This is a genomic window from Ideonella alba, from assembly GCF_018069845.1.
GTDB classification, from domain to species: domain Bacteria; phylum Pseudomonadota; class Gammaproteobacteria; order Burkholderiales; family Burkholderiaceae_C; genus Ideonella; species Ideonella alba.
On record NZ_JAGQDD010000003.1, the window covers coordinates 376,627 to 402,021 of the forward strand.

21 protein-coding genes are annotated in these 25,395 nt (G+C 71.9%); 9 read left to right on the forward strand and 12 right to left on the reverse strand.

All coding sequences use genetic code 11. The features are described from left to right. Genes KAK03_RS07555 through KAK03_RS07580 form a run of 6 tightly spaced genes read left to right on the forward strand, consistent with a single transcriptional unit; the run spans position 1 to position 7,264 of the window. Positions 1-897: a carbohydrate ABC transporter permease gene (locus KAK03_RS07555; RefSeq protein ID WP_210852950.1), complete on the forward strand. Its 897-nt coding sequence runs from the start codon at positions 1-3 to the stop codon at positions 895-897. Further along, complete coding sequence (locus KAK03_RS07560; RefSeq protein WP_210852952.1) at positions 894-1,730, forward strand: carbohydrate ABC transporter permease; 837 nt, start codon at positions 894-896, stop codon at positions 1,728-1,730. The genes KAK03_RS07555 and KAK03_RS07560 overlap by 4 nt, the downstream gene beginning before the upstream one ends. After that, positions 1,730-3,082 carry a GH1 family beta-glucosidase gene (locus tag KAK03_RS07565; RefSeq protein WP_210852954.1) on the forward strand — a complete coding sequence of 451 codons (1,353 nt, stop codon included), beginning with the start codon at positions 1,730-1,732 and terminating at the stop codon, positions 3,080-3,082. The genes KAK03_RS07560 and KAK03_RS07565 overlap by 1 nt, the downstream gene beginning before the upstream one ends. Before the next feature lie 33 nt (positions 3,083-3,115). Further along, entirely contained in the window at positions 3,116-3,988 is an 873-nt protein-coding gene (locus KAK03_RS07570) for a glycoside hydrolase family 16 protein (RefSeq protein WP_210852956.1), read from the forward strand. Between the two features lie 10 nt (positions 3,989-3,998). After that, the gene (locus KAK03_RS07575) at positions 3,999-5,075 is read left to right on the forward strand and encodes an ABC transporter ATP-binding protein (RefSeq protein WP_210852958.1); all 1,077 of its coding nucleotides are present in this window, start codon (positions 3,999-4,001) and stop codon (positions 5,073-5,075) included. A gap of 11 nt (positions 5,076-5,086) precedes the next feature. Further along, a complete protein-coding gene (locus KAK03_RS07580; protein ID WP_210852960.1) occupies positions 5,087-7,264 on the forward strand; it encodes a glycoside hydrolase family 3 N-terminal domain-containing protein in 2,178 nt (725 codons plus the stop codon). A 15-nt stretch (positions 7,265-7,279) separates the two neighbouring features. Here the strand turns inward: KAK03_RS07580 and puhE are convergent, their stop codons facing one another. The 12 genes from puhE to bchF are packed head-to-tail and all read right to left on the reverse strand — an operon-like array spanning position 7,280 to position 21,462. After that, the gene (puhE, locus tag KAK03_RS07585; protein ID WP_210852962.1) at positions 7,280-8,074 is read right to left on the reverse strand and encodes a putative photosynthetic complex assembly protein PuhE; all 795 of its coding nucleotides are present in this window, start codon (positions 8,072-8,074) and stop codon (positions 7,280-7,282) included. Between the two features lie 15 nt (positions 8,075-8,089). Then, the gene (gene acsF / locus KAK03_RS07590; RefSeq protein ID WP_210852963.1) at positions 8,090-9,166 is read right to left on the reverse strand and encodes a magnesium-protoporphyrin IX monomethyl ester (oxidative) cyclase; all 1,077 of its coding nucleotides are present in this window, start codon (positions 9,164-9,166) and stop codon (positions 8,090-8,092) included. A gap of 33 nt (positions 9,167-9,199) precedes the next feature. Continuing rightward, positions 9,200-9,703, reverse strand: a complete 504-nt coding sequence (puhC, locus tag KAK03_RS07595) for a photosynthetic complex assembly protein PuhC (RefSeq protein ID WP_210852965.1) — start codon at positions 9,701-9,703, stop codon at positions 9,200-9,202. 7 nt (positions 9,704-9,710) lie between these two features. Beyond that, the gene (gene puhB, locus KAK03_RS25270) at positions 9,711-10,385 is read right to left on the reverse strand and encodes a photosynthetic complex putative assembly protein PuhB (protein WP_210852967.1); all 675 of its coding nucleotides are present in this window, start codon (positions 10,383-10,385) and stop codon (positions 9,711-9,713) included. Next, positions 10,382-11,158, reverse strand: a complete 777-nt coding sequence (puhA, locus tag KAK03_RS07605) for a photosynthetic reaction center subunit H (protein ID WP_210852969.1) — start codon at positions 11,156-11,158, stop codon at positions 10,382-10,384. Before puhA ends, puhB begins: the two co-directional genes overlap by 4 nt. A 22-nt stretch (positions 11,159-11,180) precedes the next feature. Further along, entirely contained in the window at positions 11,181-12,623 is a 1,443-nt protein-coding gene (locus KAK03_RS07610) for a BCD family MFS transporter (protein WP_210852971.1), read from the reverse strand. Continuing rightward, positions 12,620-13,351 carry a magnesium protoporphyrin IX methyltransferase gene (bchM, locus tag KAK03_RS07615; RefSeq protein WP_247660979.1) on the reverse strand — a complete coding sequence of 244 codons (732 nt, stop codon included), beginning with the start codon at positions 13,349-13,351 and terminating at the stop codon, positions 12,620-12,622. The genes KAK03_RS07610 and bchM overlap by 4 nt, the downstream gene beginning before the upstream one ends. A 5-nt stretch (positions 13,352-13,356) precedes the next feature. Continuing rightward, entirely contained in the window at positions 13,357-14,277 is a 921-nt protein-coding gene (gene bchL, locus KAK03_RS07620) for a ferredoxin:protochlorophyllide reductase (ATP-dependent) iron-sulfur ATP-binding protein (protein ID WP_210852972.1), read from the reverse strand. After that, on the reverse strand, positions 14,274-18,125 hold the full coding sequence (locus KAK03_RS07625) for a magnesium chelatase subunit H (RefSeq protein ID WP_210852974.1): 3,852 nt from the start codon (positions 18,123-18,125) through the stop codon (positions 14,274-14,276). The genes bchL and KAK03_RS07625 overlap by 4 nt, the downstream gene beginning before the upstream one ends. Then, entirely contained in the window at positions 18,100-19,653 is a 1,554-nt protein-coding gene (gene bchB / locus KAK03_RS07630) for a ferredoxin:protochlorophyllide reductase (ATP-dependent) subunit B (RefSeq protein ID WP_210852976.1), read from the reverse strand. The genes KAK03_RS07625 and bchB overlap by 26 nt, the downstream gene beginning before the upstream one ends. Before the next feature lie 13 nt (positions 19,654-19,666). After that, complete coding sequence (locus KAK03_RS07635; RefSeq protein ID WP_210852978.1) at positions 19,667-20,941, reverse strand: ferredoxin:protochlorophyllide reductase (ATP-dependent) subunit N; 1,275 nt, start codon at positions 20,939-20,941, stop codon at positions 19,667-19,669. Further along, positions 20,941-21,462 carry a 2-vinyl bacteriochlorophyllide hydratase gene (gene bchF, locus KAK03_RS07640; RefSeq protein WP_210852979.1) on the reverse strand — a complete coding sequence of 174 codons (522 nt, stop codon included), beginning with the start codon at positions 21,460-21,462 and terminating at the stop codon, positions 20,941-20,943. The genes KAK03_RS07635 and bchF overlap by 1 nt, the downstream gene beginning before the upstream one ends. Before the next feature lie 360 nt (positions 21,463-21,822). Here bchF and KAK03_RS07645 point away from each other — a divergent pair, with 360 nt between their 5' ends. The 3 genes from KAK03_RS07645 (at position 21,823) to chlG (ending at position 25,388) form a co-directional block, all read left to right on the forward strand. Further along, complete coding sequence (locus KAK03_RS07645; RefSeq protein ID WP_210852981.1) at positions 21,823-22,695, forward strand: cobalamin B12-binding domain-containing protein; 873 nt, start codon at positions 21,823-21,825, stop codon at positions 22,693-22,695. Beyond that, a complete protein-coding gene (gene ppsR / locus KAK03_RS07650; protein WP_310738505.1) occupies positions 22,692-24,158 on the forward strand; it encodes a transcriptional regulator PpsR in 1,467 nt (488 codons plus the stop codon). The genes KAK03_RS07645 and ppsR overlap by 4 nt, the downstream gene beginning before the upstream one ends. A 339-nt stretch (positions 24,159-24,497) precedes the next feature. After that, positions 24,498-25,388: a chlorophyll synthase ChlG gene (gene chlG / locus KAK03_RS07655; protein ID WP_210852982.1), complete on the forward strand. Its 891-nt coding sequence runs from the start codon at positions 24,498-24,500 to the stop codon at positions 25,386-25,388. Positions 25,389-25,395 lie beyond the last annotated feature (7 nt).

Here is a 25,395-nt window from a genome sequence, read left to right on the forward strand (position 1 = left end):
ATGACCCAGCCGAGCGCCCGCCCCTGGCACCAGCGATACGCGCCCTACCTGCTGGTGGCTCCGTTTCTGGTGCTGTTCGCCGCCTTCGGCCTGTTTCCGCTGCTGTTCAGCCTGTGGATGGCCTTCCAGACCTGGGAACCCACCGCCGGGCTGGAGGCCATGCGCTTCACCGGCCTGGACAACCTGCTCTTCGTGCTCGGCGACGGCTGGTTCTGGAAGGCGCTGCGCAACACCGTGTGGCTGGCGGTGGTGTCGGCGCTGCCGCAGCACCTGCTGGCGCTGCCGCTGGCCGTCTTCATCGACCGCGCCTGCGGCCGCTGGGGCCACGGGGTCTCGGCCCTGTACTTCCTGCCCTACATCACCTCGTCGGTGGCCATCGCGATGATGTTCACCTCGATGCTGTCGACCGATTACGGCCTGATCAACGCCGGACTCGGGCTCCTGGGGATCGATCCGGTGAACTGGCTGTGGCAGCCCCAGACCCTCAAGCCCGCGGTGGCGATGGTGATCTTCTGGCGCTACCTCGGGTTCAACGTGGTGCTGTACCTGGCGGCGCTGCAGACCATCCCGCGCGAGCTCTACCAGGCCGCTCGTCTGGACGGCGCCGGAGCCTGGTCGCAGTTCCGCTTCATCACGCTGCCGGCGCTGCGGCCGATGGCGCTGTTTGCCGTCACGCTCAGCATCATCGGCGGAATGCAGCTGTTCGAGGAACCCTTCATCCTCACCAACGGCCGCGGCGGTGCCGACCAGGCCGTGATGACGGTGGCCATGTACGTCTACCGGCTGGCCTTCGACTTCAGCGATTTCGGCGCGGCCAGCGCCATGTCCTGGCTGCTGTTCGCGCTGCTGGCGGTGCTGACCTGGCTCACCAACCGGGCTTTCCGGGAGCGCGGATGAGCCAGCGCCCCTCACCGCTTCTCCTCAGCCGCGCCCCGGCCTACCTGGTGGTCGCGCTGGGCGCCCTCGTCATGCTGGCGCCGTTCTGGCTGATGGCGGTCTTCACCACGCAGAGCAAGACGGCCATCTTCAACCTGCCGCCGCCGCTGTGGTTCGGCCAGGAACTGCTCAACAACGTCGGTGTGCTGGCCGGCCGCATTCCGTTCTGGAAGAACCTGGGCTGGAGCCTGTATGTCGCGCTGATGTCCACCGGCCTGACGCTGCTGTTCTGCTCGATGGCCGGCTATGCCTTCGCGCTGCTGGAGTTCCGTTTCAAGCAGGCCCTGTTCGCACTGGTGCTGGGCACGATGCTGGTGCCGCCGTTCATGACCATGATCCCGAACTTCATGGTCATGGACGCGCTGGGCTGGATCGACACCCACCGCGCGCTCTATGTCCCCGGTGCCGCCGGCGCCTTCGGCATCTACCTGATGCGCCAGTTCACCGCCGCCGCGGTGCCGCCCGAGCTGCTGAAGGCCGCGCGCATCGACGGCTGCAGCGAACTGGGCATCTACTGGCATGTGGCGTTGCCGCTGATGCGCCCCGCCCTGGGCACGCTGGGCCTGATCACCTTCATCGGCTCCTGGAACAACTTCATGGCGCCGCTGGTGGTGCTGCGCCAGGCCGACAGCTACACGCTGCCGCTGGCCTTGCGCAGCCTGCAGAGCACGGTCAACACCGAATGGGGTGCGCTGATGGCCGGCTCGGCCATCGCCACGGTGCCGCTGCTGATCCTCTTCGTGGTCTTCTCCCGTCAATTGATTGCCGGCCTGACCGCTGGCGCCGTGAAGTGATGTCCGACTCCCTCCAGGCCCTGGCCCAGCGCTTTCCGCCCGACTTCCTGTGGGGCGTGGCGACCAGCAGCTTCCAGATCGAAGGCGCCACCCAGGTGGGTGGCCGGGGCGCATCGATCTGGGACACCTTCTGCCGTCAGCCCGGCGCCATCGCCGATGGCAGCCATGGCGACATCGCCTGCGACCACTACCACCGCCTGGAGCAGGACCTCGACCTGATCGCCTCGCTGGGCGTGGCCTGCTACCGCTTCTCGATCAGCTGGCCCCGCGTGCAGCCCTTGGGACAAGGGGCGTGGAACCCGGCGGGCCTGGCCTTCTACGACCGTCTGCTTGACGGCCTGTCACGCCGCGGCATCCGCGCCTTCGCCACCCTCAACCACTGGGACCTGCCGCAGGCGCTGCAGGACCAGGGCGGCTGGGGCTCGCGCGACACCGTGCACCAGTTCGTCAACTACGCCCGCGGCATCCAGGCCCGCTTCGGCGATCGACTGGCCGGCCTGACCACGCACAACGAGCCCTGGGTGGTGGCCACGCTGGGCCATGAGCAGGGTGTGTTCGCGCCGGGCCTGAAGAGCCGCTGCCTGGCGATGCAGGTCTCGCACCACCTGCTGCTCAGCCACGGCCTGACCCTGCAGGCCCTGCGTGCCGAAGGCGCCCGCGAGCCGCTGGGCATCGTGCTCAACATCGCCCCGTGCGAGCCCGCCACCGACCGTCCCGAAGACCGGGCAGCGGCCCGTCTGGCCGACGGCCATGCCCGCCGCTGGTACACCGATCCGCTGTTCACGGGCCGCTACCCAGAGGACGTCTGGGCCGACCTGGGTCCCGATGCGCCGAAGGTGCAGCCCGGCGACCTGGCGGACATCGCGCAGCCGATGGACTACCTGGGCGTCAACTACTACACCCGCCACATCGTCAGTGCGCAGGGCCAGCCGGTCGATCCCCAGGCGGCCGGCCGGCCGGTGACGGCGATGGGCTGGGAGATCTACCCGCGCGGCCTGACCAACCTGCTGCTGCAGCTGAAGGCGGACTACCCCGGGCTGCCGCCGGTGCACATCACCGAGAACGGCGGCGCCTTTCCCGACCCGGTGGCCGCTGACGGCACGGTCCACGACCAGGACCGCACCGACTACCTGCGCCACCACATCGCGGCGGTGGCTGATGCCCTCGACCGCGGCGTGCCGATGGCCGGCTACATGGTGTGGAGCCTGATGGACAACTTCGAGTGGGCCAGCGGCTACGCCAAGCGCTTCGGCATCGTCCATGTCGACTACACCACCCTGGCCCGCACGCCCAAGGCCAGCGCGCGCTGGCTGCAGGCCTTTCTGCACGCCTGCCAGGCTGGCCGTGGCTGAACGCGGCCCCCGCGACCCCCCTCAGGAGCACCGATGCGCCCCTTGGCACCGACCCCCACCCTCCACAGGCCCTGGATCAAGCGCCGAGGCCTGGCCATGCTGCTGGCCGGCGCCCTGCTGGGCTGCTGCGGCGGCGCGGTCCACGCGGCCCCCGCCGGCTGGACGCTGGTCTGGTCGGACGAATTCAACGCCGCGGCCGGCAGCCCGCCGCAGCCCAGCGTCTGGAGCAATGACCTGGGCAACGCCGAGGCGGGCGGCTGGGGCAATCACGAACTGCAGTACTACACCGCAGCGCCCAGAAACGCCTTCCACGACGGCAAGGGCCGCCTGGTGCTGCGCGCCGAGCGGGCGGTCAACCCCGGCCCGTGCTGGAACGGCCGCCCGTGCGAGTTCACCTCGGCACGCATCCTGACCCGGGGCAAGGTCAGCTACACCTACGGCAAGGTCGAGGCACGCATCAGGGTACCGGCCGGCGTGGGCCTGTGGCCGGCCTTCTGGAGCCTGGGCGACAGCAATCTGCCGTGGCCGCAAGCCGGCGAGCTGGACATCATGGAGTACGTGGGCAAGGAGCCCAACACCACCTACGGCACGGCCCACGGCCCGGGCTACTCCGGCGGCAGCGGCATCGGCCGGCCGCGCCAGTTCGGCACGCCGGTGGCCGACAGGTTCCACGTGTTCACGCTGATCAAGCGCCCCAACGAGATCATCTGGCAGGTGGACGGCATCGAGTACCACCGCCTCACGCCGGCCTCGCTGCCACCGGGTGCGCCCTGGGTGTTCGAGCGGCCCTTCTTCCTCATCCTGAACCTGGCCGTCGGGGGTGACTGGCCGGGTCCGCCGAATGGGAGCACGGTCTTCCCGGCCCGCATGCTGGTCGACTGGGTCCGCATCTACAAGGAAAGCTGAGCGTCCGCCCGTGAGCCGCGTCCACATCCAAGGCCTGCAGATCCGCTACGGCGACGTCGAGGTCATCCCCCAGCTCGACCTGGATGTCCAGCCGGGCGAGTTCCTGGTGCTGCTGGGGCCCTCGGGCTGCGGCAAGTCCACACTGCTGCACAGCATCGCCGGCCTGAACGCCATCAGCGGCGGGCGCATCGACATCGGCGGGCAGGACATGACTCATGCCGAGCCCAGCGCACGCGGTGTCGGCATGGTCTTCCAGAGCTATGCGCTGTACCCGCACCTGAGCGTGCGTGACAACCTGGGCTTTCCGCTGCGCATGGCCGGCATGGCCAGGCCGCAGATCGCCGAGCGCGTGGCCAAGGCCGCGGCCATGCTGCAGCTCGAGGCCCTGCTGGACCGCCGGCCGGGCCAGCTCTCGGGCGGCCAGCGCCAGCGTGTGGCCATCGGCCGGGCGCTGGTGCGCGAGGCCCAGGTGCTGCTGCTCGACGAGCCGCTGTCCAACCTCGATGCCAAGCTGCGCGCCGAACTGCGGCGCGAGCTGAAGCTGCTGCACGCGCAGCTGCGCAACACCATGATCTACGTCACCCACGACCAGGTCGAGGCGATGACGCTGGCCACACGCATCGTGGTGATGAACCAGGGCCGCATCGAGCAGATCGGCACGCCGGCCCAGGTCTACGACACGCCGGCCACGCGCCATGTCGCGGCCTTCGTGGGCTCGCCGACGATCAACCTGGTCGACGGCAGCGTGCGCGGCGAGCGCTTCGAAGCGCCTGGCCTGGCCTGGCCGCTGGCCGTGGGCGATGCGCCAGCGCTGACGCTGGGCGTGCGGCCGGAAGACCTGATCGTCGCCCCGGGCCAGCCCCTGCAGGGCACGGTGGAACTGGTCGAGCCGCTGGGCAGCCAGCACCTGCTGTGGATCGCCGGCGCCGGCCGCCGCTGGTGCGCGCTGCTGCCGGGGCCGGCCCAGGTCGGGCTGGGCGACGGCGTGCGCTTCGGGCTGCCGGCCCAGCGCCTGCACGCCTTCGGACCAGACGGGCGGCGCGTGCCGCTGGTGGGCGAACACGCCGCGCCGGCGGTGCTGGCATGAGGGACACGACGATGAGCGCCCCGCTGCCGTACCGCGATCCGACGCGGCCCGTCGCCGAACGCGTGGCCGACCTGCTGGCGCGCATGACGGTCGACGAGAAGATCGGCCAGCTGATGATGTGGGACGCCCGCGGCGAGGACCTGTCCTGCGTCACCGCGCGCCACGCCGGCGCCCTGCTGCACATCCTGGGCGACAAGGCCAACCGGGCGATGGACCTGGCCGCGACCACCCGCCTGGGCATTCCCCTGCTGATCGGCGAGGACGCCATCCACGGCCACTCGTTCTGGCAGGGCGCCACCATCTTCCCCACCCAGCTGGCCCTGGCCTGCAGCTGGAACCCGGCGCTGATCGAGCAGGTGGCCCGCGTCACCGCGCGCGAGGTCGTGCCCACCGGCATCCACTGGACCTTCTCCCCGGTGCTGTGCCTGAGCCGCGACCTGCGCTGGGGGCGCACCGGCGAGACCTTCGGCGAGGACCCGTGGCTGATCGGCGAACTCGGCGCCGCGATGATCCGCGGCTACCAGGGCGCCGGCCTGGCCGATCCCGAGGGCATCCTGGCCACGGCCAAGCACTACGCCGGCTACTCCGAGACCCAGGGCGGACGCGACGCCTCCGAGGCCGACCTGAGCCCGCGCAAGCTGCGCAGCTACTTCCTGCCGCCGTTCCGCCGCGCGGTGCAGGCCGGGGCGATGACCTTCATGACCGGCTACCAGTCGATCGACGGCGTGCCCTCGACCGCCAACCGCTGGCTGCTGACCGAGGTGCTCAAGGACGAGTGGGGCTTTCGCGGCGTGCTGGTGACCGACTGGGACAACGTGGGCCGCCTGGTCCACGAACAGCAGGTCTGCGCCAACCGCGCCGAGGCCGCCGCGGTGGCCCTGAAAGCCGGCAACGACCTGGTGATGGTCACGCCCGACTTCTTCGACGGCGCCCGCGAGGCCCTGGCGAGGGGGCTGATCACCGAGGCCGACCTGGACGCCCCTTGCGCGCGCCTGCTGGCGCTGAAGTTCGCGATGGGCCTGTTCGAGCAGCCGCGCCGCGCCGACCTGGCCGAAGCCGCACGCCGCACCGGCTGCGCGGCCCACCGCGCGATCAACCTCGACGCGGCCCGCCAGAGCCTGGTGCTGCTGCACAACGACGGCCTGCTGCCGCTGGACCCCGGCGCGCTGCGCCGCATCGCAGTCATCGGACCGAACGCCGACGACGCGCTGCAGCAGCTGGGCGACTGGTCGCTGGGCTCCTGCCAGCACCCGCCCGAGGCCGGCCAGCACCCGCGCGAGACCGTCACCACCGTCCTGGACGGCCTGCGCCAGCTCGCGCCGCCCGGCCTGCAGGTGCTGCATGCGCCGGGCTGCCGCATCACCGATGAGGGCACCGAGGGCGTGGAGGAGGCCATGGCGCTGGCGGCGCAGGCCGATGTGGTGGTGGCCGTCGTCGGTGACCACCTGAGCCTGGTGGGCGAGACCCTGTCCACCGCCACGCTGGAGCTGCAGGGCGGACAGGTGGCGCTGCTGGATGCGCTGGCGGCCTGCGGCCGCCCCTTCGTGCTGGTGCTGGTCAACAGCAAGCCGCTGGTGCTGCCGCGCTCGGCCGGGCGGGCGCGCGCCATCCTCCAGGCCTTCAATCCCGGCATGTGCGGCGGCCAGGCCGTGGCCGAGGCGGTGTTCGGACAGCTCAACCCCAGCGGCCGCCTGGCGATCTCGATGCCGGTGCACGTGGGGCAGCAGCCGGTGTTCTACAGCCAGGTGCGGGGCCAGCACGGCCACCGCTACGCCGACCTGACGCAGGCCCCGCGCTGGCCCTTCGGGCATGGCCTGGGCTACACCCGGTTTGCCTGGCGAGATGCGCGGCTGGACGCCCGCGAGGTCCCCATCGGCGAGCCGGTGACGCTGCGCGTGACCGTGCAGAACGTCGGCGCGCGCCACGGCGTGGAGGTGGTGCAGGCCTATGTCAGCGACCTGGTCACCTCGGTGACCTGGGTGCAGCGCTCGCTGCAGGGCTGCGCCCGGGTGGAACTCGCCCCCGGCGAATCGCGCGAGGTGGTGATCACGCTGCCCCCAGAGGCCTTCCGGCTGGTCGACGCCCGGGGCCGCGAGGTGATCGAGCCGGGCGATTTCGAGGTGCAGGTCGGTCCCTCGTCGCGCGAGGAAGACCTGACACGCCTGCCGCTGACGCTGCACCGCCGCTGAGGCGCGGCGCGCGCCTCAGCGCGGCGGCGCCGCCACCGCGCCCTTGGCCCGGTGCGAGCTCAGACCCCAGCGCCACAGCGCATCGGTGGGCAGCGGCAGCACCAGCAGCACATGCTCCAGCACGCCCAGGGCCAGCAGCGTGCCCAGCAGCACGCGAGCGACCCCTTCGCCGGTGGCCGGCATGCCGGTGTCGAGCAGCGGGCCCCAGGCGAACACGGTGGCCGCCCCGATCAGCAGCGCGGACAGCGGGAACAGCGGGTTCATCGCCCGGCGGCGGAAGTAGCTCGACAGGTAGGCCAGGTGCGGCGGCAGCAGGGTCTCGCCCAGGTTGCGCACGCCCAGGAAGATGTTGAGCTTGGCGCTCTGGCGCATGGCCCACAGCAACGCGTAGGTCCACACGCCCACGCGGTTGCTGCCCGGGCCCACGCAGGCCAGCACGGTCAGGGCCAGCACCACCAGCGCGAACTCGTGGTACAGCACGGTCTGCAGCGCCAGGTGGGCACGACGCCAGCCGGTGGCCTGCGGCGGGCAGGCCTCGCGGCGCGGCCCGGTGACCATGCCCAGCAGAAAGGCCACCTCCTGCCAGGCCCACACCAGCAGCGCGCAGGTGAAGGCGCAGTAGGCGCCGCTGACCGACACATCGTCGCGCGTGTGCACCAGGCCCCACAGCGCGGCCACCAGCACGGCGGTGGTCCAGCGCATCGTGGTGACGAAGGTGCGCTGGGGCAGGCCGTCCAGGTAGATGATGACGCCGGTGCTGAACCACCACAGGAACAGCGTGAAGCCGACGGCCAGCGCGATCTCGGTCACAGGCGGGCCCGGCGCTCAGTAGGCCGGTGCAATGTGCACCTGCGCCGGCAGCTCGTGGTTCTTCACCGGCAGCAGGTACAGGCGGGCAAAGCACAGCGCGGCGCCGGCACCGCACCAGGCCTGCTGCAGCCGGCCGATCAGGCCGCCGCGGGCCTTGGCGGCGTCCATGCGGCGCGACCACTCGCACAGCGCGTCCAGGCCGCGGCGGAAGACCGGGTGGTCAATGTCCAGCGACAGCGGGAAGACCTGGCGCGAGATCTCGCTGGTGATGCGGAACACCTCGAAGCCGTAGGCCGACGGGTCCAGGCCCATGGCCTGGTGCATCTCGGGGCGGGTGTGGTCGCGCACGTACATGGTGGCGAAGACCGCCAGCAGGAAGAAGCGGATCCACCAGCGGTTGCCGCCCTGCAGCAGGCCCGGGTTGGCGCGCATGATCAGCGCGAAGCTCTCGCCGTGGCGGAATTCGTCGTTGCACCAGCGTTCGAACCACCGGAAGATCGGGTGGAAGCGCCGCTCGGGGTGACGCTCGAGCTGGCGGAAAATCGTGATGTAGCGCGCGTAGCCGATCTTCTCCGACAGGTAGGTCGCGTAGAAGATGTACTTGGGCTTGAAGAAGGTGTAGGCCTTGGTGCGCTTGAGCGCGCCCAGATCCACCCCCAGGCCATAGTCCTTCAGCGCCTTGTTCAGGAAGCCGGCGTGGCGCGATTCATCGCGCGCCATGTAGGCCATCAGCTGCTTGACCTCGGGGTGCTCGATCTGCTGGCGGATCTCGTTGTAGAGCACGCAGCCACTGAACTCGGACGTGAGCGAGCTGACCAGGAAGTCCAGGAACTCCTGGTGCAGCGCCGGCGGCAGCTCGCGGATCTCCTGCGCGAAGGCCTCGTCGCGCTGGAAGTGGTCGTGGTTGTTGTCGCCCTCGTACTCGGCCATCACCGCATCCCATTCGGCCTTCACCGAGGACAGGTCCAGCCGGTCGAAGGCCTTGAAGTCGGTGGTGTAGAAGCGCGGGGTCAGCAGCGTCTGGCGACGGGCGCGGGCGATCGCGTCGTCGGGGTTCTGCAGCGGGGTGAGGGCGGTGTCGGCGATGTCCATGACGCGCTCCGGAGAAAGGCAGGGTGAAGGGGCTCAGCGCGACGGCGCCAGGGCCGGCAGGTGCAGCAGCTGGGCGAAGTCGGCGGTGTTGGTCGGGCCGAAGGATTCCAGGTCGATGCGCACGCCGGTGGCCGGGTCGTCCAGGCTGAGGCGGCCGTCGGCATGGGCGCGCAGGCGGAAGGCGGGGGTCGGCGTGCTGGCCGCCAGGGGCACCTGCGCCGCCAGGCCGGCCACGCGGCGCTCGCGCGCCAGCGCACGCAGCGCGCCGCGCAGGAAGCCGTGGGCGCCGGCCGACAGCGTGGCCAGCGGGTGGCCGTCCTCGCGCACCTCGATGCGGCCGTCCGGCAGGTCGCTGAACTGCAGCCAGCGCTCGACCACCACCGGTGCGGTGCTGGCGCTGGACGGCGCACCGCCGCTGAGCTGCACCCAGGCCACGGCCAGCAGCGTGGCCAGGATCAGGGCGGCGATGGCGCGCAGCGCGCCGCGGGGGACCTCGACATGGTCGTCGTGCTCAAGGGGTGGGGCGGCGCTGTGCATGGCGGTCTCAGGCGGCGTGCGGCAGGTGGCCAGGCAGGGCCGCGGGCTCGGTGGTGGTCGGCGCGGCGCTGGTGGCGCGCTGATCGGGTTGCAGGGACGCACTCAGGGCGGTGCCCAGCAGCGCGGCGACGCGGTCGACGTCGGGCAGCGCACGCAGCATCGGCTCGGCGCGGGCGAAGCGCCAGGGGCGGCAGTGCGGCCACAGGTGCATCACGCCGATGCGGTCATCGCCCAGCAGGCGCAGCGACAGATCGCCGCTGCCATCGGGGTGGCGGCGCAGCTCGGCGGCCTCGATGCGTGTGAGCGGCAGGTTGAAGCTCACCGTCAGCACGATGCCGATGCGCAGCACCAGTCGGCGGTCGGTCAGCGTGTAGAGCGTGGTGCGCTCGACCAGCCAGGCCAGCACGGCGATGAAGCCCAGCGCCAGCACGGCCAGGCCCAGCAGCGGCGCGGTGCCCACCAGCAGGGCCGGTGCACCGGCGCCGTCGGACACCAGGTTCCAGGTCCGCCAGGCCAGCAGCGCCGCGAAGTACAGCGCGAAGCCGCCCAGGTGAAAGCCGCGCCGGGCCAGCACACGGGCGTCCGGCGCGCCTTGCCACAGCAGGCGCTCGCCCGCCGGCAGCCGCTCGGGCAGACCGGGCTGCGGCTCGCTGTGGTGCTCGCGGACGCGGCCGGGGTTCACAGCAGCGGCTCCTGGCGCGAGGGCTCGGCATACAGCGTGCCGGCGCCGTAGTAGGCACCGATGCGCTCTTCCTCGAGCAGCGTGACCTGGTCAGGCAGCCTGGTGCCGGGCACGCCCACGAACTGGTGGCCCAGGATCGACTGCACCTTGACCGAGCGCTCGCCCACCTTGGCCAGCGTCATCGGCAGCAGCACGCGGCGGCCACCGGCCACTTCCACTTCCAGGTAGCGCAGCAGCACCTCGCTGCGGTCAACCCAGGCGTCCACCACGGTGCCGCCCTGGGCACCGTCAGCGCCCAGCACCGGCATGCCGCGCGGGTCGGGGTCGCCGTGGGCGATGTCGAAGCCAGCGGCCACGCGCAGCGGCTGCAGGCGCGGGCCGCGGTCGTCCCAGGTCAGGTCGGGCGTGTCGGGGCGGCCGGCGGCGAAGGCGCCGGGGCCGACTCCTGCGCGCATCGGGTCACCGATGGGCACGATCGGCGAGCCGGGCACGCGCGAGGTGGCCTCGCCACCGACCAGCGGTTCCGGGGCCGAGTTCGCACCGGGCGCCTGGCGGGTGCTGCCGTCGCGCAGCAGGAAGGTCTTGGGCGCCGGCACCGCCGGGAAGCCCTGGATGACCACGCGGCCGCCACGGCCGTCGGACTCCAGCGGGTAGCCCTCGCGCTTGTTCTCGCGGTGGAGGTAGTAGATCAACCCGGCAAAGAAGATCCAGAACATGTACAGCACGACCTGGGCAATGTCGATGTTGTGGGTGATGGCGCCAAGATGAGACATGGGCTTGCTCCTTCAGTGATCGTCAGCCGGGGAACTCGGCCAGGCCGAAACGGCCCACCGGTGCCCCGGAACCGGGCCGCGGGCGTCGCACCAGCGGTCCCAATGCCACCAGGGTGGCGAACAGCAGCGCGATCTCGAGGTGATAGACCACGCTGAATCCAACGCCGGGGCTGCTCAGCGCCGGCCCCAGCCAGCCAGCCACGGCCAGGGCCGAGACCGCATCCCGCACCGCGCCGCCCAGCGCAATGGCCAGGCCCGCGGCGGTGGCCTGCACCGCGCCCCAGGCGCCCAGCGCCAGGCCGTGCGGCACCGCGCCGTCACCCGATTCGTCGAGCGCCATGACCGCGCTGAGCATGGCCACGCTGAACAGGCCGCCGCCCAGGCCGATCAGGCCGGCGCCGGCGGCGAACAGTGCGACCGAGGACAGCGGCTCGGCAAACACCACCGCGGCAAAGGCCCAGACACCGACCAGCGCGCCGCCAGCCGCCAGGCGCACCGCGTCGCGGCCCTGCTGCAGCGCGCGCGCGGCCAGCGCAAAGGCCACCAGCGCGCCGGCCGCGGTGAGCGCGCTCAGCAGCGAGGTGCGCGCCACCGGCAGGTGCAGCACCTGGCCGCCATAGGGTTCGAGCAGGATGTCCTGCATGCTGAAGGCCGCGGTGCCCAGGCCCACTGCCCACAGCAGGCGGCGCACCGGCGCGCGGCCGGCGAAGGCGGACCAGGCGCGGCGGAACTCGGGCCGCTCGGCCGCGATGCGGCGCGGCTGGCGGGCCTCCTGCTTCCACAGCGCCACGCCGTTGAGCAGCATCGTCAGCAGCGCCGCGCCCTGCACCACCTGCACCAGGCGCAGCGGGCTGAAGTCCTGCAGCAGCAGACCCAGCGCCACGCCGCTGCCCAGGATGCCCAGCATCAGCGACACATACAGCAGCGCCACCACGCGCGGGCGCTGCGCCGGCGCGGCCAGGTCGGTGGCCAGCGCCAGGCCGGCGGTCTGCGTGGTGTGCAGGCCGGCGCCCACCAGCAGGAAGGCCAGCGCCGCGCCCAGCTGGCCCACCCAGGCCGGGCCGGTGCCTTCACCGGTGAGCACCAGCAGGGCGAAGGGCATGATCGACAGGCCGCCGAACTGCAGCAGCGAGCCGAACCAGATGTAGGGCACGCGGCGCCAGCCCAGCGCCGACGCATGGTGGTCGCTGCGGTGGCCGATCAGCGCCCGCACCGGCGCGAAGACGATGGGCAGCGCCACCATCAGCGAGACCAGCCAGGCCGGCACCGCCAGCTCGACAATCATCACCCGGTTGAGCGTGCCGTTGAGCAGCGCCAGCGCCAGGCCCACCGAGACCTGGAACAGCGACAGGCGCAGCAGGCGCCCCAGCGGCAGCTCGGGCGTGGCGGCGTCGGCAAAGGGCAGAAAGCGCAGCCCGACCTGGCGCCACAGCGCCAGGACCTTCTGCTGCGCGCGGCCGTTCATCCGCGCCTCCAGGCCATGGCCTGCGAGGTGTAGAAGCCCGAGGCCACGCGCTCGGTGCCGGCGCAGGCCCAGCCCTGGCCACCCAGGCGCTGCTGCAGGCGCTGGTGCAGGTCGTGCTCGGCCACCGGCACGATGGCCGGCGCGCGGTCGCTGCGCGGGAAGAAACGGCCCACCGCATGCATCGCCGCCAGCGCGGGCGTGCGCGGCGCAAAGGTGAACAGCATCGACGCGCGCGTGCGCTCGGCCAGCGCGGCCAGCGCCTGCACCGCGTCGACGGTCTCGTAGTGGATCAGCGAGTCCATCGCCACCACGTGGTCGAAGTGGCCCAGCGCCGGGTCCAGCATGTCGCCGGCCAGGAAGGTGATGCGGCCTGCGCCCAGGTCGGCCGGCAGGCGTTCCTGCGCCAGCGCCATCAGCGTGGGTGACAGATCGATCGCCACCACCTCGGCGCCGCGGCGCGCGGCCTCCACGGCCAGGGCACCGGTGCCGCAGCCGGCATCCAGCAGGCGCTGACCGCGCAGGTCGGCCGGCAGCCAGTCGAGCAGCCGCGCGCGCATGCGGCCGCGGCCGGCGCGCACCGTGGCGCGGATGCGGCCCACGGGGGCGTCCGATGTGAGCCGCGCCCAGGCCTGCACCGCGGTGCGGTCGAAGTAGGTCTCGATCTGGCCGCGCCGGTGGGCGTAGGCCGCTGGCCGCTCGGCCACGGGGAATCGGGTGGGCATGTCCATGGCGTTCAGTCGTAGCCCAGCAGGTCGAACAGGTCGCGGTCCTTCAGCGGCACCGCCTGGAAGGGCTCGCCACCGGCGAACAGGCGGGCGGCGAGCTTCAGGTACTCGTCCTGCACCGCGCGCACCTCGGGGCTGTCCTCCATCTCGAACAGCGTGGCCTTCTTCAGGCGGCTGCGGCGGATCGCATCCAGGTCGGGGAAGCAGGCCAGCGTCTTCAGCCCGGCCTGGGCGTTGAAGCGGTCGATCTGGTCGGTGGCGTTGGAGCGGTTGGCCACCACGCCGCCCAGGCGCACCTTGTAGTTCTTGGCCTTGGCGCCGATCGCCTGCACGATGCGGTTCATCGCGAAGATCGAGTCGAAGTCGTTGGCGGTGACGATCACCGCGCGGTCGGCGTGCTGCAGCGGCGCGGCGAAGCCGCCGCAGACCACGTCGCCCAGCACATCGAAGATCACCACGTCGGTGTCGTCGAGCAGGTGGTGCTCCTTGAGCAGCTTGACGGTCTGGCCCACCACGTAGCCGCCGCAGCCGGTGCCGGCCGGCGGTCCGCCGGCCTCGACGCACATCACGCCGTTGTAGCCCTGCCAGACGAAGTCCTCGGTGCGCAGTTCCTCGGCGTGGAAGTTCACCGATTCCAGCGCGTCGATGACGGTGGGCATCAGCTTCTTGGTCAGCGTGAAGGTGGAGTCGTGCTTGGGGTCGCAGCCGATCTGCAGCACCCGCTTGCCCAGCTTGCTGAAGGCCACGCTGAGGTTGGAGCTGGTGGTGCTCTTGCCGATGCCGCCCTTGCCATAGACGGCAAACACCTTGGCGGTGCCGATCTGCAGCGAGGGGTCGGCCAGCGGGTCCATGTGGACCTGCACGCTGCCCTCGCCATCGCGGCCGGAGGCCCGGCGCAGCAGGTGGACGGGCACGGAGATATCGTTCATGCGGCGGCCCTTTCAGGGAAGATGCCTTCGAGCCGGTCTTCCAGCTCTTCGCCGGCGCGCTGCAGCGCCGCCAGCATGTCCGCGTCGGGCGTCCAGTAGCGGCGCGTGTGCGCCTCCAGCAGACGCTGGGCCACCTTGGCCGACGCGTGGGGATTGAGGGTGGCCAGGCGGTCGCGCATGGCCTCGTCGAGCATGAAGGTGCGCGTGAGCTGCTGGTAGACCCAGGGCGCGACCTGGCCGGTGGTGGCCGACCAGCCCATGGTGTTGGTGATCGCGGTCTCGATCTGGCGCACGCCCTCGTAGCCGTGGGCCAGCAGGCCCTCGTACCACTTGGGGTTGAGCATGCGGGTGCGGGTCTCCAGCATCACCTGCTCGTTGAGGGTGCGCACCGTGCCCTCGCCGCGCGTGGCGTCGCCGATGTAGACCGGCGCGGTGGCGTCGCCCGGCTCGGCGCGGCCGGCCTCGCGCTTGGCGCGCGCCACGGCGCGGCTGATGCCGCCCAGGGTGTCGAAATAGGTGTCGATGGTGGTGACGCCCAGCTCCACCGAGTCGAGGTTCTGGTACGCGAGCGAGACATCGGCCAGCACACTGCCCAGCAGCGCCGGGTGCTTGGCGGGGCGGCCGCTGCGGCCGTAGGCGAAGCCCTTGCGGCGGGTGTAGGTCTCGGCCAGCTCGTCCTCGCCGTCCCAGCGGCTGTTGTCGATCAGCATGTTGACGTTGGCGCCATAGGCGCCCTCGGCATTGCCGAAGACCCGCAGCGCGGCGTCCTCCAGCGAGCCGCCATGGGCCTGCTGGAAGGCCAGCGCGTGGCGCCGCACGAAGTTCTGCTCGGGCGGCTCGTCGGCGCTGGCGGCCAGGAAGGCGGCCTCGGCCAGCAGCTTGATCTGCAGCGGCAGCAGGTCGCGGAAGATGCCCGAGAGCGTGACCACCACGTCGATGCGCGGGCGGCCCAGCTCGGCCAGCGGGCGCAGCTCGGCACCGGCCAGGCGGCCGTAGCCGTCGAAACGCGGCCTGGCGCCCAGCAGGGCCAGCGCCTGGGCGATCGGGGCGCCTTCGGTCTTCAGGTTGTCGGTGCCCCACAGCACCAGGGCCACCGTCTCGGGCAGCGGGTGGCCGTCGGCCTGGTGGCGCGCCAGCAGGCGATCGGCCTGGCGCGCGCCGTCGATCACCGCGAAGGTACTGGGCAGGCGGAAGGGGTCGAAGCCGTGCAGGTTGCGGCCGGTGGGCAGCACCGACGGGTCGTGGACCACGTCGCTGCCGGGCGCCGGGCGCACATAGCCGCCGTCCAGCGCGTGCAGCAGCGCGCCGATCTCGTGGTCCTGGGCCAGCAGGCGCTCGGCGCGGGCGAGTTCTTCCAGTCGTTCGCGGCGCGCATCGTCGGCCGGCAGACCGGCATCGGCCAAGGCCTGCGCCGGGCTGCGGCCGTCGACCACGGCCTGCAGCACCTCGCGCGGCAGCGCTTCCTGGCCACCCCCAGCGGCCGAGGCGGCGCTCATCGCCTGCAGGAAGTCCAGCCGTTCGCTGGGCGAGGGCGCGCGGCCCACCACGTGCAGGCCGTGGGGGATCAGCGTGGTCTCGGTCTCGAGCAGCAGGCGCCACAGGCGGTCGGCCTGCGCGGCCTGGGCCGGCGCGTTCAGGTCGGCCCAGTCGGGTTGCGCCTGGGCCATCTCCAGTGCCTGGGCCTGGGCCTGCACCAGCGCGGCCAGCGCGGCGCGTTCGGCATCGGCCGACGGGTCCAGCGCGCGCCAGCGCTGCAGCGAGACCTTCAGGTCGCCCAGCTCGCGGTACAGCCCGGCCTGCGAGACCGGCGGCGTCAGGTAGCTGATCAGCGTGGCGGCGGCGCGGCGCTTGGCGATCGTGCCCTCGGACGGGTTGTTCGAGGCGTAGAGGTAGAAGTTGGGCAGCTCGCCGATCAGCCGGTCGGGCCAGCAGGCGCCGGACAGGCCGGCCTGCTTGCCGGGCATGAACTCCAGCGCGCCATGGGTGCCGAAGTGCAGCACCGCGTCGGCGCGGAAGTCCTCGCGCAGCCAGCGGTAGAAAGCGGCAAACGCATGGGTGGGGGCGAAGCCGTGCTCGAAGAGCAGGCGCATCGGGTCGCCCTCGTAGCCCATGCCGGGCTGGATGCCGACGAAGACGTTGCCGAAGCGCTCGCCGAGCACGTGGATGCTGCTGCCATCGCTCTGGATGCGGCCCGGGGCCGGACCCCATTGCGATTCGATCTCGGCCAGCCAGGGCTGCTGGCGCACGTGGTCGTCGGTGGGGATGCGGGCATGCACATTGGCCGAGGCGCCCAGGCGTTCGGCATTGCCGAAGATGATGCGCTCGCGCAGCGCATCCGGTGTGGGCGGCACCTCCACCGTGTAGCCCTGCTGCTGCAGCGACAGCAGCAGGTTGTGCAGGCTCTCAAACACCGACAGGAAGGCCGCGGTGCCGGTGTTGCCGGCATTGGGCGGGAAGTTGAACAGCACGCAGGCCACGCGGCGCTGGGCACGCTGGCTGCGGCGCAGCGCCACCAGCCGGGCCACGCGGGCGGCCAGCATGTCGGCCCGCTCGGGGCAGGTCTGCATGTCGTGCGCGTCGGCGGCGGCGCGGAAGGTGCATCCGCGCGCGCAGCCATGGCAGGCGTGGCCGGCGCTGTCGCTGCGGCCGCCGTAGACCATCGCGCCGGTGGCGCCGTCGAGCTCGGGCAGGGCCACCATCATCGTGGCTTCGACCGGCAACAGGCCCCGCTCGGAGCCGCCCCACTGCTCCAGCGTCTGGAACTCGACCGGCATCACCGACAGGTAGGGCACGTCCAGCCGGGCCAGCAGGTCCTCGGCGGCGCGGGCGTCGTTGTAGGCCGGGCCGCCCACCAGCGAGAAACCGGTCAGCGAGACCACGCTGTCGACACAGGGCCGGCCGTCGGCCAGGAAGAACTTCTCCACCGCCGGGCGCGCGTCCAGCCCGGTGGCGAAGGCCGGCAGCACGCGCAGGCCGCGGGCTTCCAGCGCGCTGATCACGCCGTCGTAATGGGCGGTGTTGCCGGCCAGCAGGTAGCTGCGCAGCAGCAGCAGGCCCACCGTGCCCTGCGGCGCCGACGGTGCCGGCAGCGCGCTGGCCTGGTCGGCCAGCGCGGGCTGCATGCGCGGGTGGTAGAGGCCGACCTCGGGGTACTCGACCGGGGCGTCGGGCTTGGCGCGGGCGCGGTAGGCCTCGCGCGGGCCGCTGGCGTAGCGCTGCACCAGCAGCTTGACCAGGCTGGCCACATTGTCCTGCGAGCCGGCCAGCCAGTACTGCAGCACCAGGAAGTAGGCACGCAGGTCCTGGGCGGTGCCGGGGATGAAGCGCAGGATCTGCGGCAGCCGGCGCAGCATCGCCATCTGCTGGGCGCCGGCGCTGGGCTGGGTCGAGCCCTCGCTTTCACCCTTGCCGGACAGGCGGTGGCGCAGCTTCTTGAGCAGCGCGGTGATGCCGGTGGCCTGGCCGTCCATGCTCAGGCGCCCCATGCGGGTGAGCTTCATCACCTCGGCGGCCGACATGGCGCAGACCATGGCGTCGCACTGCGCGCGGCGCGCACGCAGCGCGTCGAGCACCGGCAGGAAGTGGTCTTCCATGAACAGCATCGTCACGATGACGATGTCGCCCTGGGCGATGTCCTCGTGGCAGCGCGCCAGCGCGGCAGGCTTGTCGGCCCACTCCGAGGCCGCGTGCACCGCCAGCCGCAGGCCGGGCAGGGCGCGCGCGAGTTCGCGGGCGGCGCGCTCGGCGGCGCTGGCGATGTGGCTGTCCATCGTCACCAGCACCACGCGCAGTGGCACCGGGGCCGGGCCCGCGGTGCGGGACTCAGGCGCTGAAGTGGGCCTTGGCATCGTAGAGGGTCTCGACAGTGATCAGGGCCACGCCACGGTCGCGCGCGAAGCGCTCGGTGTTGCGGCGCGCCTTGCCGCGCACGAAGAAGGGGATCTTGTGCAGCTCGCGCTCGGCCTCCACCGCCCAGCTCGGCTCGTTGGAGGCCGGGGCCGGGGCCGCCAGCGGCGCGGGCAGCGGCGTCGGTGCGCTGGCCCCCAGGTGGGAGGGCGCGGCCTGCGGCGAGAACTCGAAGTCGTCGCGGAACATCGCCAGCAGGTGCTCTTCCAGGCCCATCATCAGCGGCAGCACCCAGGCGTCGAACATCACGTTGGCGCCTTCCAGGCCCATCTGCGGCGCGTGGCGGGCGGGGAAGTCCTGCACATGCACCGGCGCCGAGATCACGGCGCAGGGCAGGCCCAGGCGCTTGGCGATGTGGCGCTCCATCTGCGTGCCCAGCACCAGGTCAGGCTGCAGCGCGGCGATGTGGCGTTCCACCTCGAGGTAGTCGTCGGTGATCAGGGGCTCGACGCCGTAGAGCGCCGCGGCCTCGCGCAGGTCGCGCGCCTGCTCGCGGCTGTAGGTGCCCAGGCCGGCGACGGTGAAGCCGATCTCGCGCGCCGCCATCCGCGCGGCGGCCACCGCGTGGCAGGCGTCGCCGAAGATGAAGACGCGCTTGCCGGTGAGGTAGGTGCTGTCGACCGAGCGGGCGAACCAGCGCGCCCGTGCATCAATGCGTTGCAGCGCGGGGGCCGGGTCGACGCCGGCCAGCGTGGCCAGCTCGGCGATGAAGTCGGCGGTGGCGCCCAGGCCGATCGGCACCTGACGGGTGCGCGGCTGCTGCCACTGGCGTGCCAGCCAGTCGGCCAGCGTGCCGGCCAGCTCGGGGTACATGACGACATTGAAGTCGGCCTCGGGGATGCGCGCCAGGTCGGCGGCGTGGGCATCCAGCGGGGCCACCACGTTCACCTCGATGCCCAGCAGCGCCAGCAGCTCGCGCACCTCGCGCAGGTCGTCGCGGTGGCGAAAGCCCAGCGCCATCGGGCCCAGGATGTTGGCGCGCGGCGCGCGGTCGGCCGGACGCGGCGGGCGCGCGTAGGACGCGGGTGGCAGGCCGGCCAGGCCGCGCACCAGGCGGTACAGGGTCTCGGCAGCGCCCCAGTTCTCCTTGCGCTGGTAGGCGGGCAGCTCCAGCGGGATCACCGGCAGCGGCAGCTGCAGCGTGGAGGCCAGGCCACCGGGGTCGTCCTGGATCAGCTCGGCGGTGCAGGACGCGCCCACCAGCAGCGCGGCGGGCTGGTGGCGCGCCACGGCGTCGCGCACCGCGGTCTTGAACAGCTCGGCGGTGTCGGCGCCCAGGTCGCGCGCCTGGAAGGTGGTGTAGGTGACCGGCGGGCGCTGGTCGCGGCGCTCGATCATCGTGAACAGCAGGTCGGCGTAGGTGTCGCCCTGCGGGGCGTGCAGCACGTAGTGGACGTCGCGCATCGCGGTGGCCACGCGCATCGCGCCCACATGCGGCGGTCCTTCGTAGGTCCAGAGCGTCAGTTGCATCGTGGTGTCCTCGTCAGGCGGCCAGCCGTTGGCGGCGGTCCAGGGGGCGGGCGAACAGGCCGGCCAGGTCGCCCGCCTGCTCGTAGCCGTGCACCGGGGTGAAGACCAGCTCGATCGACCACTTGGTGGTCAGGCCCTCGGCCTCCAGCGGATTGGCCAGGCCCAGGCCGCAGACCACCAGGTCGGGCTGCGCGGCGCGGCAGCGGTCCAGCTGGCGGTCGACGTCCTGGCCCTCCGACAACTGGGTGCCCGCGGGCAGCCAGGCCAGCTCGGGCGCCAGGTGCTGGCGGTGCAGGTAGGGCGTGCCCACCTCGACCAGGTCCATGCCCAGCTCGCGACTCAGGAAACGCGCCAGCGGCACCTCGAGCTGCGAGTCGGGGAAGAAGAAGACGCGCTTGCCGGCCAGCAGCGGGCGGTGGCGCGCCAGCGCGGCCTGGGCCCGCTCGCGCGCCGGGCGGGTGACGCGCTCGACCACCTCGGGGCCGATGCCGAAGGCCGCCGCCGCGGCTTCGAGCCAGGCGGTGGTGCCCTCGATGCCGAAGGGGAAGGCCGCCGGCAGGTGACGCGCGCCGCGTGCGGCCAGCGCGCGGGCGGTGTCGGCCAGGAAAGGCTGGGCCAGCAGCAGACGGGTCGACGGGCCGACCGCCGGCAGCTCGCCACGGCGGCGTGCCGGCAGGAAGTGCACGGCGGGAATGCCGATGGCACTGAGCAGGCGGCTCAGCTGGTCCTCGACCACGTCGGGCAGCGCGCCGGCCACCAGCAGCGAGGGCGGGGCCTCGGGCGCGGCGGCGGGCAGTTCGGCCACCAGGGCGGCCAGGCAGGCGTCCTCGCCCTGGGTGAAGGTGGTCTCGATGCCGCTGCCGCTGTAGTTCAGCACCCGCACACCGGGCGCGACGCGGCCGTTGAGCCGCTCGGCGGCGCGCGCCAGGTCGAGCTTGATGACCTCGGACGGGCAGGAGCCCACCAGGAACAGCGTGCGGATGTCGGGGCGGCGCGCCAGCAGATCGGCCACCACGCGGTCGATCTCGTCGTGCGCATCGGCCAGGCCGGCCAGGTCGCGCTCATCGAGGATGGCGGTGCCGAAGCGCGGCTCGGCGAAGATCATCACCCCGGCCGCCGACTGCAGCAGGTGCGCACAGGTGCGCGAGCCCACCACCAGGAAGAACGCGTCCTGCATCTTGCGGTGCAGCCAGACGATGCCGGTCAGACCGCAGAAGACCTCGCGCTGGCCGCGCTCGCGCAGCACCGACTCGGGCAGCAACTGGAACACCGGGGCGGGACCATTCATCACAGCCCCTTCGCCACAGCCAGCGCGGGCGGCGCCTGCAGGCGGGCCATGCGTAGCTTCCAGACGAACTGGCCGGCATTGACCAGGTAGCTGGCATAGGCCGCCAGCGCCAGCAGCAGCAGCGCCCGCGTGTCCAGCCAGCCCTGCGACCAGGCCAGCAGGTAGGCGGTGTGCAGTGCCAGCACCAGCATGCTGAACACGTCTTCCCAGAAGAAGGGGCGCGCGAACAGCCAGACGCCGAAGACCTGCTTCTCCCAGATCGAGCCGGTGACCATGATCAGGTAGAGCACCGCGGTCTTCACGCCCACCGAGATCAGCGCGGCCGATTGGTGGGCACCACTGTCGAGTGACCGCAACACCAGCGCCAGGCTCACCAGGAAGACCCCGAACTGCAGCGGCGCGAGCACGCCCTGCACCAGCGTCCAGGGCGAGGCGTCGCGGCGCAGGCGCTCCTGGGGGGTGTACAGCGGGGCGGCGCCTGTCGGGGCGGCAGCAGGGGAACGAAGGGGGGAGGGGCTCACGGCGGGCGGGGAAGGTGCATCGGACCCGCAATGGGGCAGGCGGCCCAATCTAGATCGCCGCAGCAGCGGTGTCAATGATGATTGACGTTAATTTGAATTGACGCTACGGTAGCGACCAAGGTTGGATCTCCCTGCGGGCGTCGTCACGCCTGCTTTGACATCCACCCTCAGGCGGCGTACAAGCTCGGCTGGAGCGTCGGCGCCTGATATGAACCGACACGACGGCAATCAGTGCAACGCAGCGCAGGGGCCCGCGGCCCCTCCCTCCCCGGGACTTCTGATCTAGGGGGATGGTCTACCGACAGAGCCCGACAATGCACCTGGGTCGCTGTGCCGAGCATCAGCGTTGAGGAGATGTGCATGGGTTCATGGAACCGGGGTCACGCGCCGCCCCCCACACGGCTGCCAGCGGGTGAAGACACCTGCCATGGCGTCCGGGCCGACGATCTGCTGTGCGCCCATTCGGCCGCCCTGCTCGACACCGTCGAACACCAGATCATTCCGCGCCTGATGCTGCTGCATCGGCAGCACGATTCGCAGGCCTCGACCTCGGCCTCGGGCGCCGGCTTCAGCCTGGACAGCCACGAGGTCGAGCGCTTCACCGAGCACGTGCTGCAGGGCTACGAGCAGGCCATGCAGCACGTGATCTACCTGCAGGACCATGGCGTGCCCGCGCCCACGCTGTGCCTGGACCTGCTGGCCCCGGCCGCGCGGCGGCTGGGCGAGCTGTGGTCGGCCGATCTGTGCGACTTCACCCAGGTCACGATCGGCCTGGGCCGGCTGCAGGGCCTGCTGCGCAGCATCGCCGAGCGCCTGCCGCCGACCGTGCAGGCCACGCGTCTGCCGCGCAGTGCGCTGTTCGCGCCCGCCCCGGGCGAGCAGCACACGCTGGGCCTGTCGATGGTGCGCGATTTCTTCCGCGCCTCGGGCTGGGAGGTCTGCGCCGACGAGCCCAAGGCCGAGGCCGGCCTGCTGGCCCTGGCGCGCAGCCACCGCTTCGACGTGATCGGCTTCTCGATCGGCAGTGACCGCCAGACCGACCCGCTGAAGTCCCTGATCGCCCGCCTGCGCCAGGAGGCCCGTTACCCGCTGATCGTTCTGCTGGGTGGGCCGCTGGTATTATCCCGTCCCGAATTGGCACAGGCGCTGGGTGCAGACGCCGGTGCCACCGATGCCCGACAAGCCCTTCTAGTAGCCGACGCCCTGATGACCGCGCGGGACACGAACCGGTGAGCACACGACGCCCGTTGACACGCGCCGGCAAGGCCACCAGGCACCTCGCAGCGGTTGGACAGACCTTCGACCAGCCTGAGCGCACGCTGCAGGCGCTGGCGCCGGGCGATGCCGCGTCGCTGATCTGGACCGCCTCCGACATCGCGCTGATCGTCGACCCGAAGGGTGTCGTCGAGGACGTGTCCACCAGTGTCAACGGCCTGCCCAGCGATGTGCCAGGCGGCTGGGTCGGCCGCCCCTGGGTGGATGTGGTCACCCCCGAGAGCCGCACCAAGGTCGAGTCGCTGCTCAGCGAGACCGGCAACCCGCAGTGGCGCCATGTGAACCATCCGCTGGGCCAGGGCGGCGATTTCCCGGTCATGTACCGCGCGATGCCGGTGGGCCAGCAGGGCCGCGTGCTGGCGCTGGGCCGCGACATGCGCAGCCTGGCCAAGCTGCAGCAGCGCCTGGTTGATGCGCAGCATGCGGTGGAGCGCGATTACCTGCGCCTGCGCAATGTCGAGGCGCGCTACCGTCTGCTGTTCGAGCGGGCCACCGACGCCATCCTGATCGTCGACGCCAGCGACCTGCGGGTGCTGGAAGCCAACCCGATGGCGATCGAGCTGCTGGGCCCGTCCTCGCGCCGGCTGGTCGGCCAGCCGCTGGGCACCGGCCTGCCTGATCGCGTCGTGCGCGAGCTCGATGCGCTGCTCGACCGCGTGCGCTCCAGCGGCCGCAGCGAGGAGCACCGGCTGCGCGTCACCACACCACGCCGTCTGGACGTGGTGGTCAGCGCCAGCCTGTTCACGCAGGACGAGCGCACGATGATCCTGGTGCGCATGCGGCCGCTGCAGGCCGGTGGCGTCGAGGGCGCGCGCGAACTGGGGCTGTCGCAACTGGTTCAGGGACTGCCCGACGGCTTCGTCGTCACCTCGCCCGATGGCCGGGTGCTGATGGCCAACAAGGCCTTCGTCGAGCTGGCCCAGATGACCCGCGAGGAGCACCTGATCGGCGAATCGATCGAGCGCTGGCTGGGCCGCCCGGGTGTCGACCTCAACGTGATGCTGGCCGCGCTGCGCCAGCAGGGCACGCTGCGCCTGTTCAACACCGTGGTGCACGGCGAGCTGGGCGTGGAGGCCGATGTCGAGATCTCCGCCGTCGCCGCACCCGAGGCCGAGCCCCCCTGCGTGGCCTTCAACATCCGCCACGTCGGCCGCCGGCTGGGTCAGGAAGACACCAGCACCAAGGGCATGCCGCGCTCGGTCGAGCAGCTCACCCAGCTGGTCGGGCGCATGCCGCTGCGCGACCTGGTGCGCGAGTCCACCGACCTGATCGAGCAGCTGTGCATTGAAGCCGCGCTGCAGCTGACCCAGGGCAACCGGGCTTCGGCCGCCGAGATGCTGGGCCTGTCGCGCCAGAGCCTGTATGTGAAGCTGCGCCGCTACGGCATGGCCGAGGGCAGCGCCGACCACGCGGCGCGTTGACACTCACCTGCGGCTGACCACCGCGCGCCGCGCCCAGGCGTGGCAGCCGCGCCTGTTCAGCACAGCTCAGCCGTAGAACGAGCCCGGCGGCCGCGGCGCGGTACCGCCCGAGGGCACCCATGGCAGCAGCCGCTCCCACCACACCATCGACCCCGTGGCCGCGGGTGTGGTCGCGCGCGCCACTGCCGCACGCATGACCGGTGGTCGGCGGGCTGGCAGGGCACGCGACAGGCGCAGGGAGACAGGGTGGTTCATGGTGACCCGGCGATTGACCCGGGATGGGTCCGCACCCTGTAAATTACTCTTGACACCATCACGTGTCAACCAAAGAATGCGGTCATGTCTGCTGCCAGCCGCCCCTCCCTGGCCACCGTGGCCGAGCTGCTCAAGCCGATCACCTGGTTTCCGCCGATGTGGGCCTTCGGCTGCGGCGTGGTGGCCTCCGGCCTGCCGCTGGACGGCCGCTGGGGATTGGTGGTGCTGGGGGTGCTGCTGGCCGGGCCGCTGGTCTGCGCCACCAGCCAGGCGGTCAACGACTGGTTCGACCGCGAGGTCGACGCCATCAATGAACCGCAACGCCCCATTCCCTCGGGCCGCATGCCGGGTCGCTGGGGTCTGTATGTGGCGCTGATCTGGACGCTGCTGTCGCTGCTGGCCGCGGTGCCGCTGGGCGGCTGGGGCTTTGGCGCCGCGGTGCTGGGCCTGCTGCTGGCCTGGGCCTACAGCGCGCCGCCGCTGCGCCTGAAGCGCAATGGCTGGTGGGGCAACGCGGCCTGCGCGCTGTCCTACGAAGGCCTGGCCTGGGTCACCGGCGCCGCGGTGATGGCCTGGGGCACGATGCCGCAGGAGCGCTCGGTGGCGCTGGCCCTGCTCTACAGCCTGGGCGCGCACGGCATCATGACGCTCAACGACTTCAAGTCGATCGAAGGCGACCGCGCCACCGGCATCGGCTCGCTGCCGGTGCGCCTGGGCGTGCGCGGCGCCGCGCGCGCCGCCTGCCTGACGATGCTGCTGCCCCAGGCCGTGGTCGTGACCCTGCTGCTGCTGTGGCAGGCGCCCTGGCACGCCGCGGTGGTGAGCGGCCTGATCGTGGTGCAGGCGCAGATGATGCGGCGCTTCCTGGCCAATCCCCGCGCCCAGGCCACCTGGTACAGCGGCTTCGGTGTGCCGCTGTTCGTGCTGGGCATGCTGGTCAGCGCGCTGGCGCTGCGCAGCCTGGCCGCCGGCTGAGGCGCCG

Coding starts and splice junctions, on each gene's coding strand:
- KAK03_RS07625 (WP_210852974.1), bottom strand. CDS start 18,125: ATGCCAAGGCCCACTTCAGCGCCTGAGTCCCGCACCGCGGGCCCGGCC.
- bchL (WP_210852972.1), bottom strand. CDS start 14,277: ATGAACGATATCTCCGTGCCCGTCCACCTGCTGCGCCGGGCCTCCGGC.
- acsF (WP_210852963.1), bottom strand. CDS start 9,166: ATGGACATCGCCGACACCGCCCTCACCCCGCTGCAGAACCCCGACGAC.
- puhC (WP_210852965.1), bottom strand. CDS start 9,703: ATGCACAGCGCCGCCCCACCCCTTGAGCACGACGACCATGTCGAGGTC.
- bchB (WP_210852976.1), bottom strand. CDS start 19,653: ATGCAACTGACGCTCTGGACCTACGAAGGACCGCCGCATGTGGGCGCG.
- KAK03_RS07635 (WP_210852978.1), bottom strand. CDS start 20,941: ATGAATGGTCCCGCCCCGGTGTTCCAGTTGCTGCCCGAGTCGGTGCTG.
- bchM (WP_247660979.1), bottom strand. CDS start 13,351: ATGGACATGCCCACCCGATTCCCCGTGGCCGAGCGGCCAGCGGCCTAC.
- KAK03_RS07555 (WP_210852950.1), top strand. CDS start 1: ATGACCCAGCCGAGCGCCCGCCCCTGGCACCAGCGATACGCGCCCTAC.
- chlG (WP_210852982.1), top strand. CDS start 24,498: ATGTCTGCTGCCAGCCGCCCCTCCCTGGCCACCGTGGCCGAGCTGCTC.
- puhA (WP_210852969.1), bottom strand. CDS start 11,158: ATGTCTCATCTTGGCGCCATCACCCACAACATCGACATTGCCCAGGTC.
- KAK03_RS07560 (WP_210852952.1), top strand. CDS start 894: ATGAGCCAGCGCCCCTCACCGCTTCTCCTCAGCCGCGCCCCGGCCTAC.
- KAK03_RS07645 (WP_210852981.1), top strand. CDS start 21,823: ATGGGTTCATGGAACCGGGGTCACGCGCCGCCCCCCACACGGCTGCCA.
- KAK03_RS07565 (WP_210852954.1), top strand. CDS start 1,730: ATGTCCGACTCCCTCCAGGCCCTGGCCCAGCGCTTTCCGCCCGACTTC.
- KAK03_RS07610 (WP_210852971.1), bottom strand. CDS start 12,623: ATGAACGGCCGCGCGCAGCAGAAGGTCCTGGCGCTGTGGCGCCAGGTC.
- KAK03_RS07580 (WP_210852960.1), top strand. CDS start 5,087: ATGAGCGCCCCGCTGCCGTACCGCGATCCGACGCGGCCCGTCGCCGAA.
- KAK03_RS07570 (WP_210852956.1), top strand. CDS start 3,116: ATGCGCCCCTTGGCACCGACCCCCACCCTCCACAGGCCCTGGATCAAG.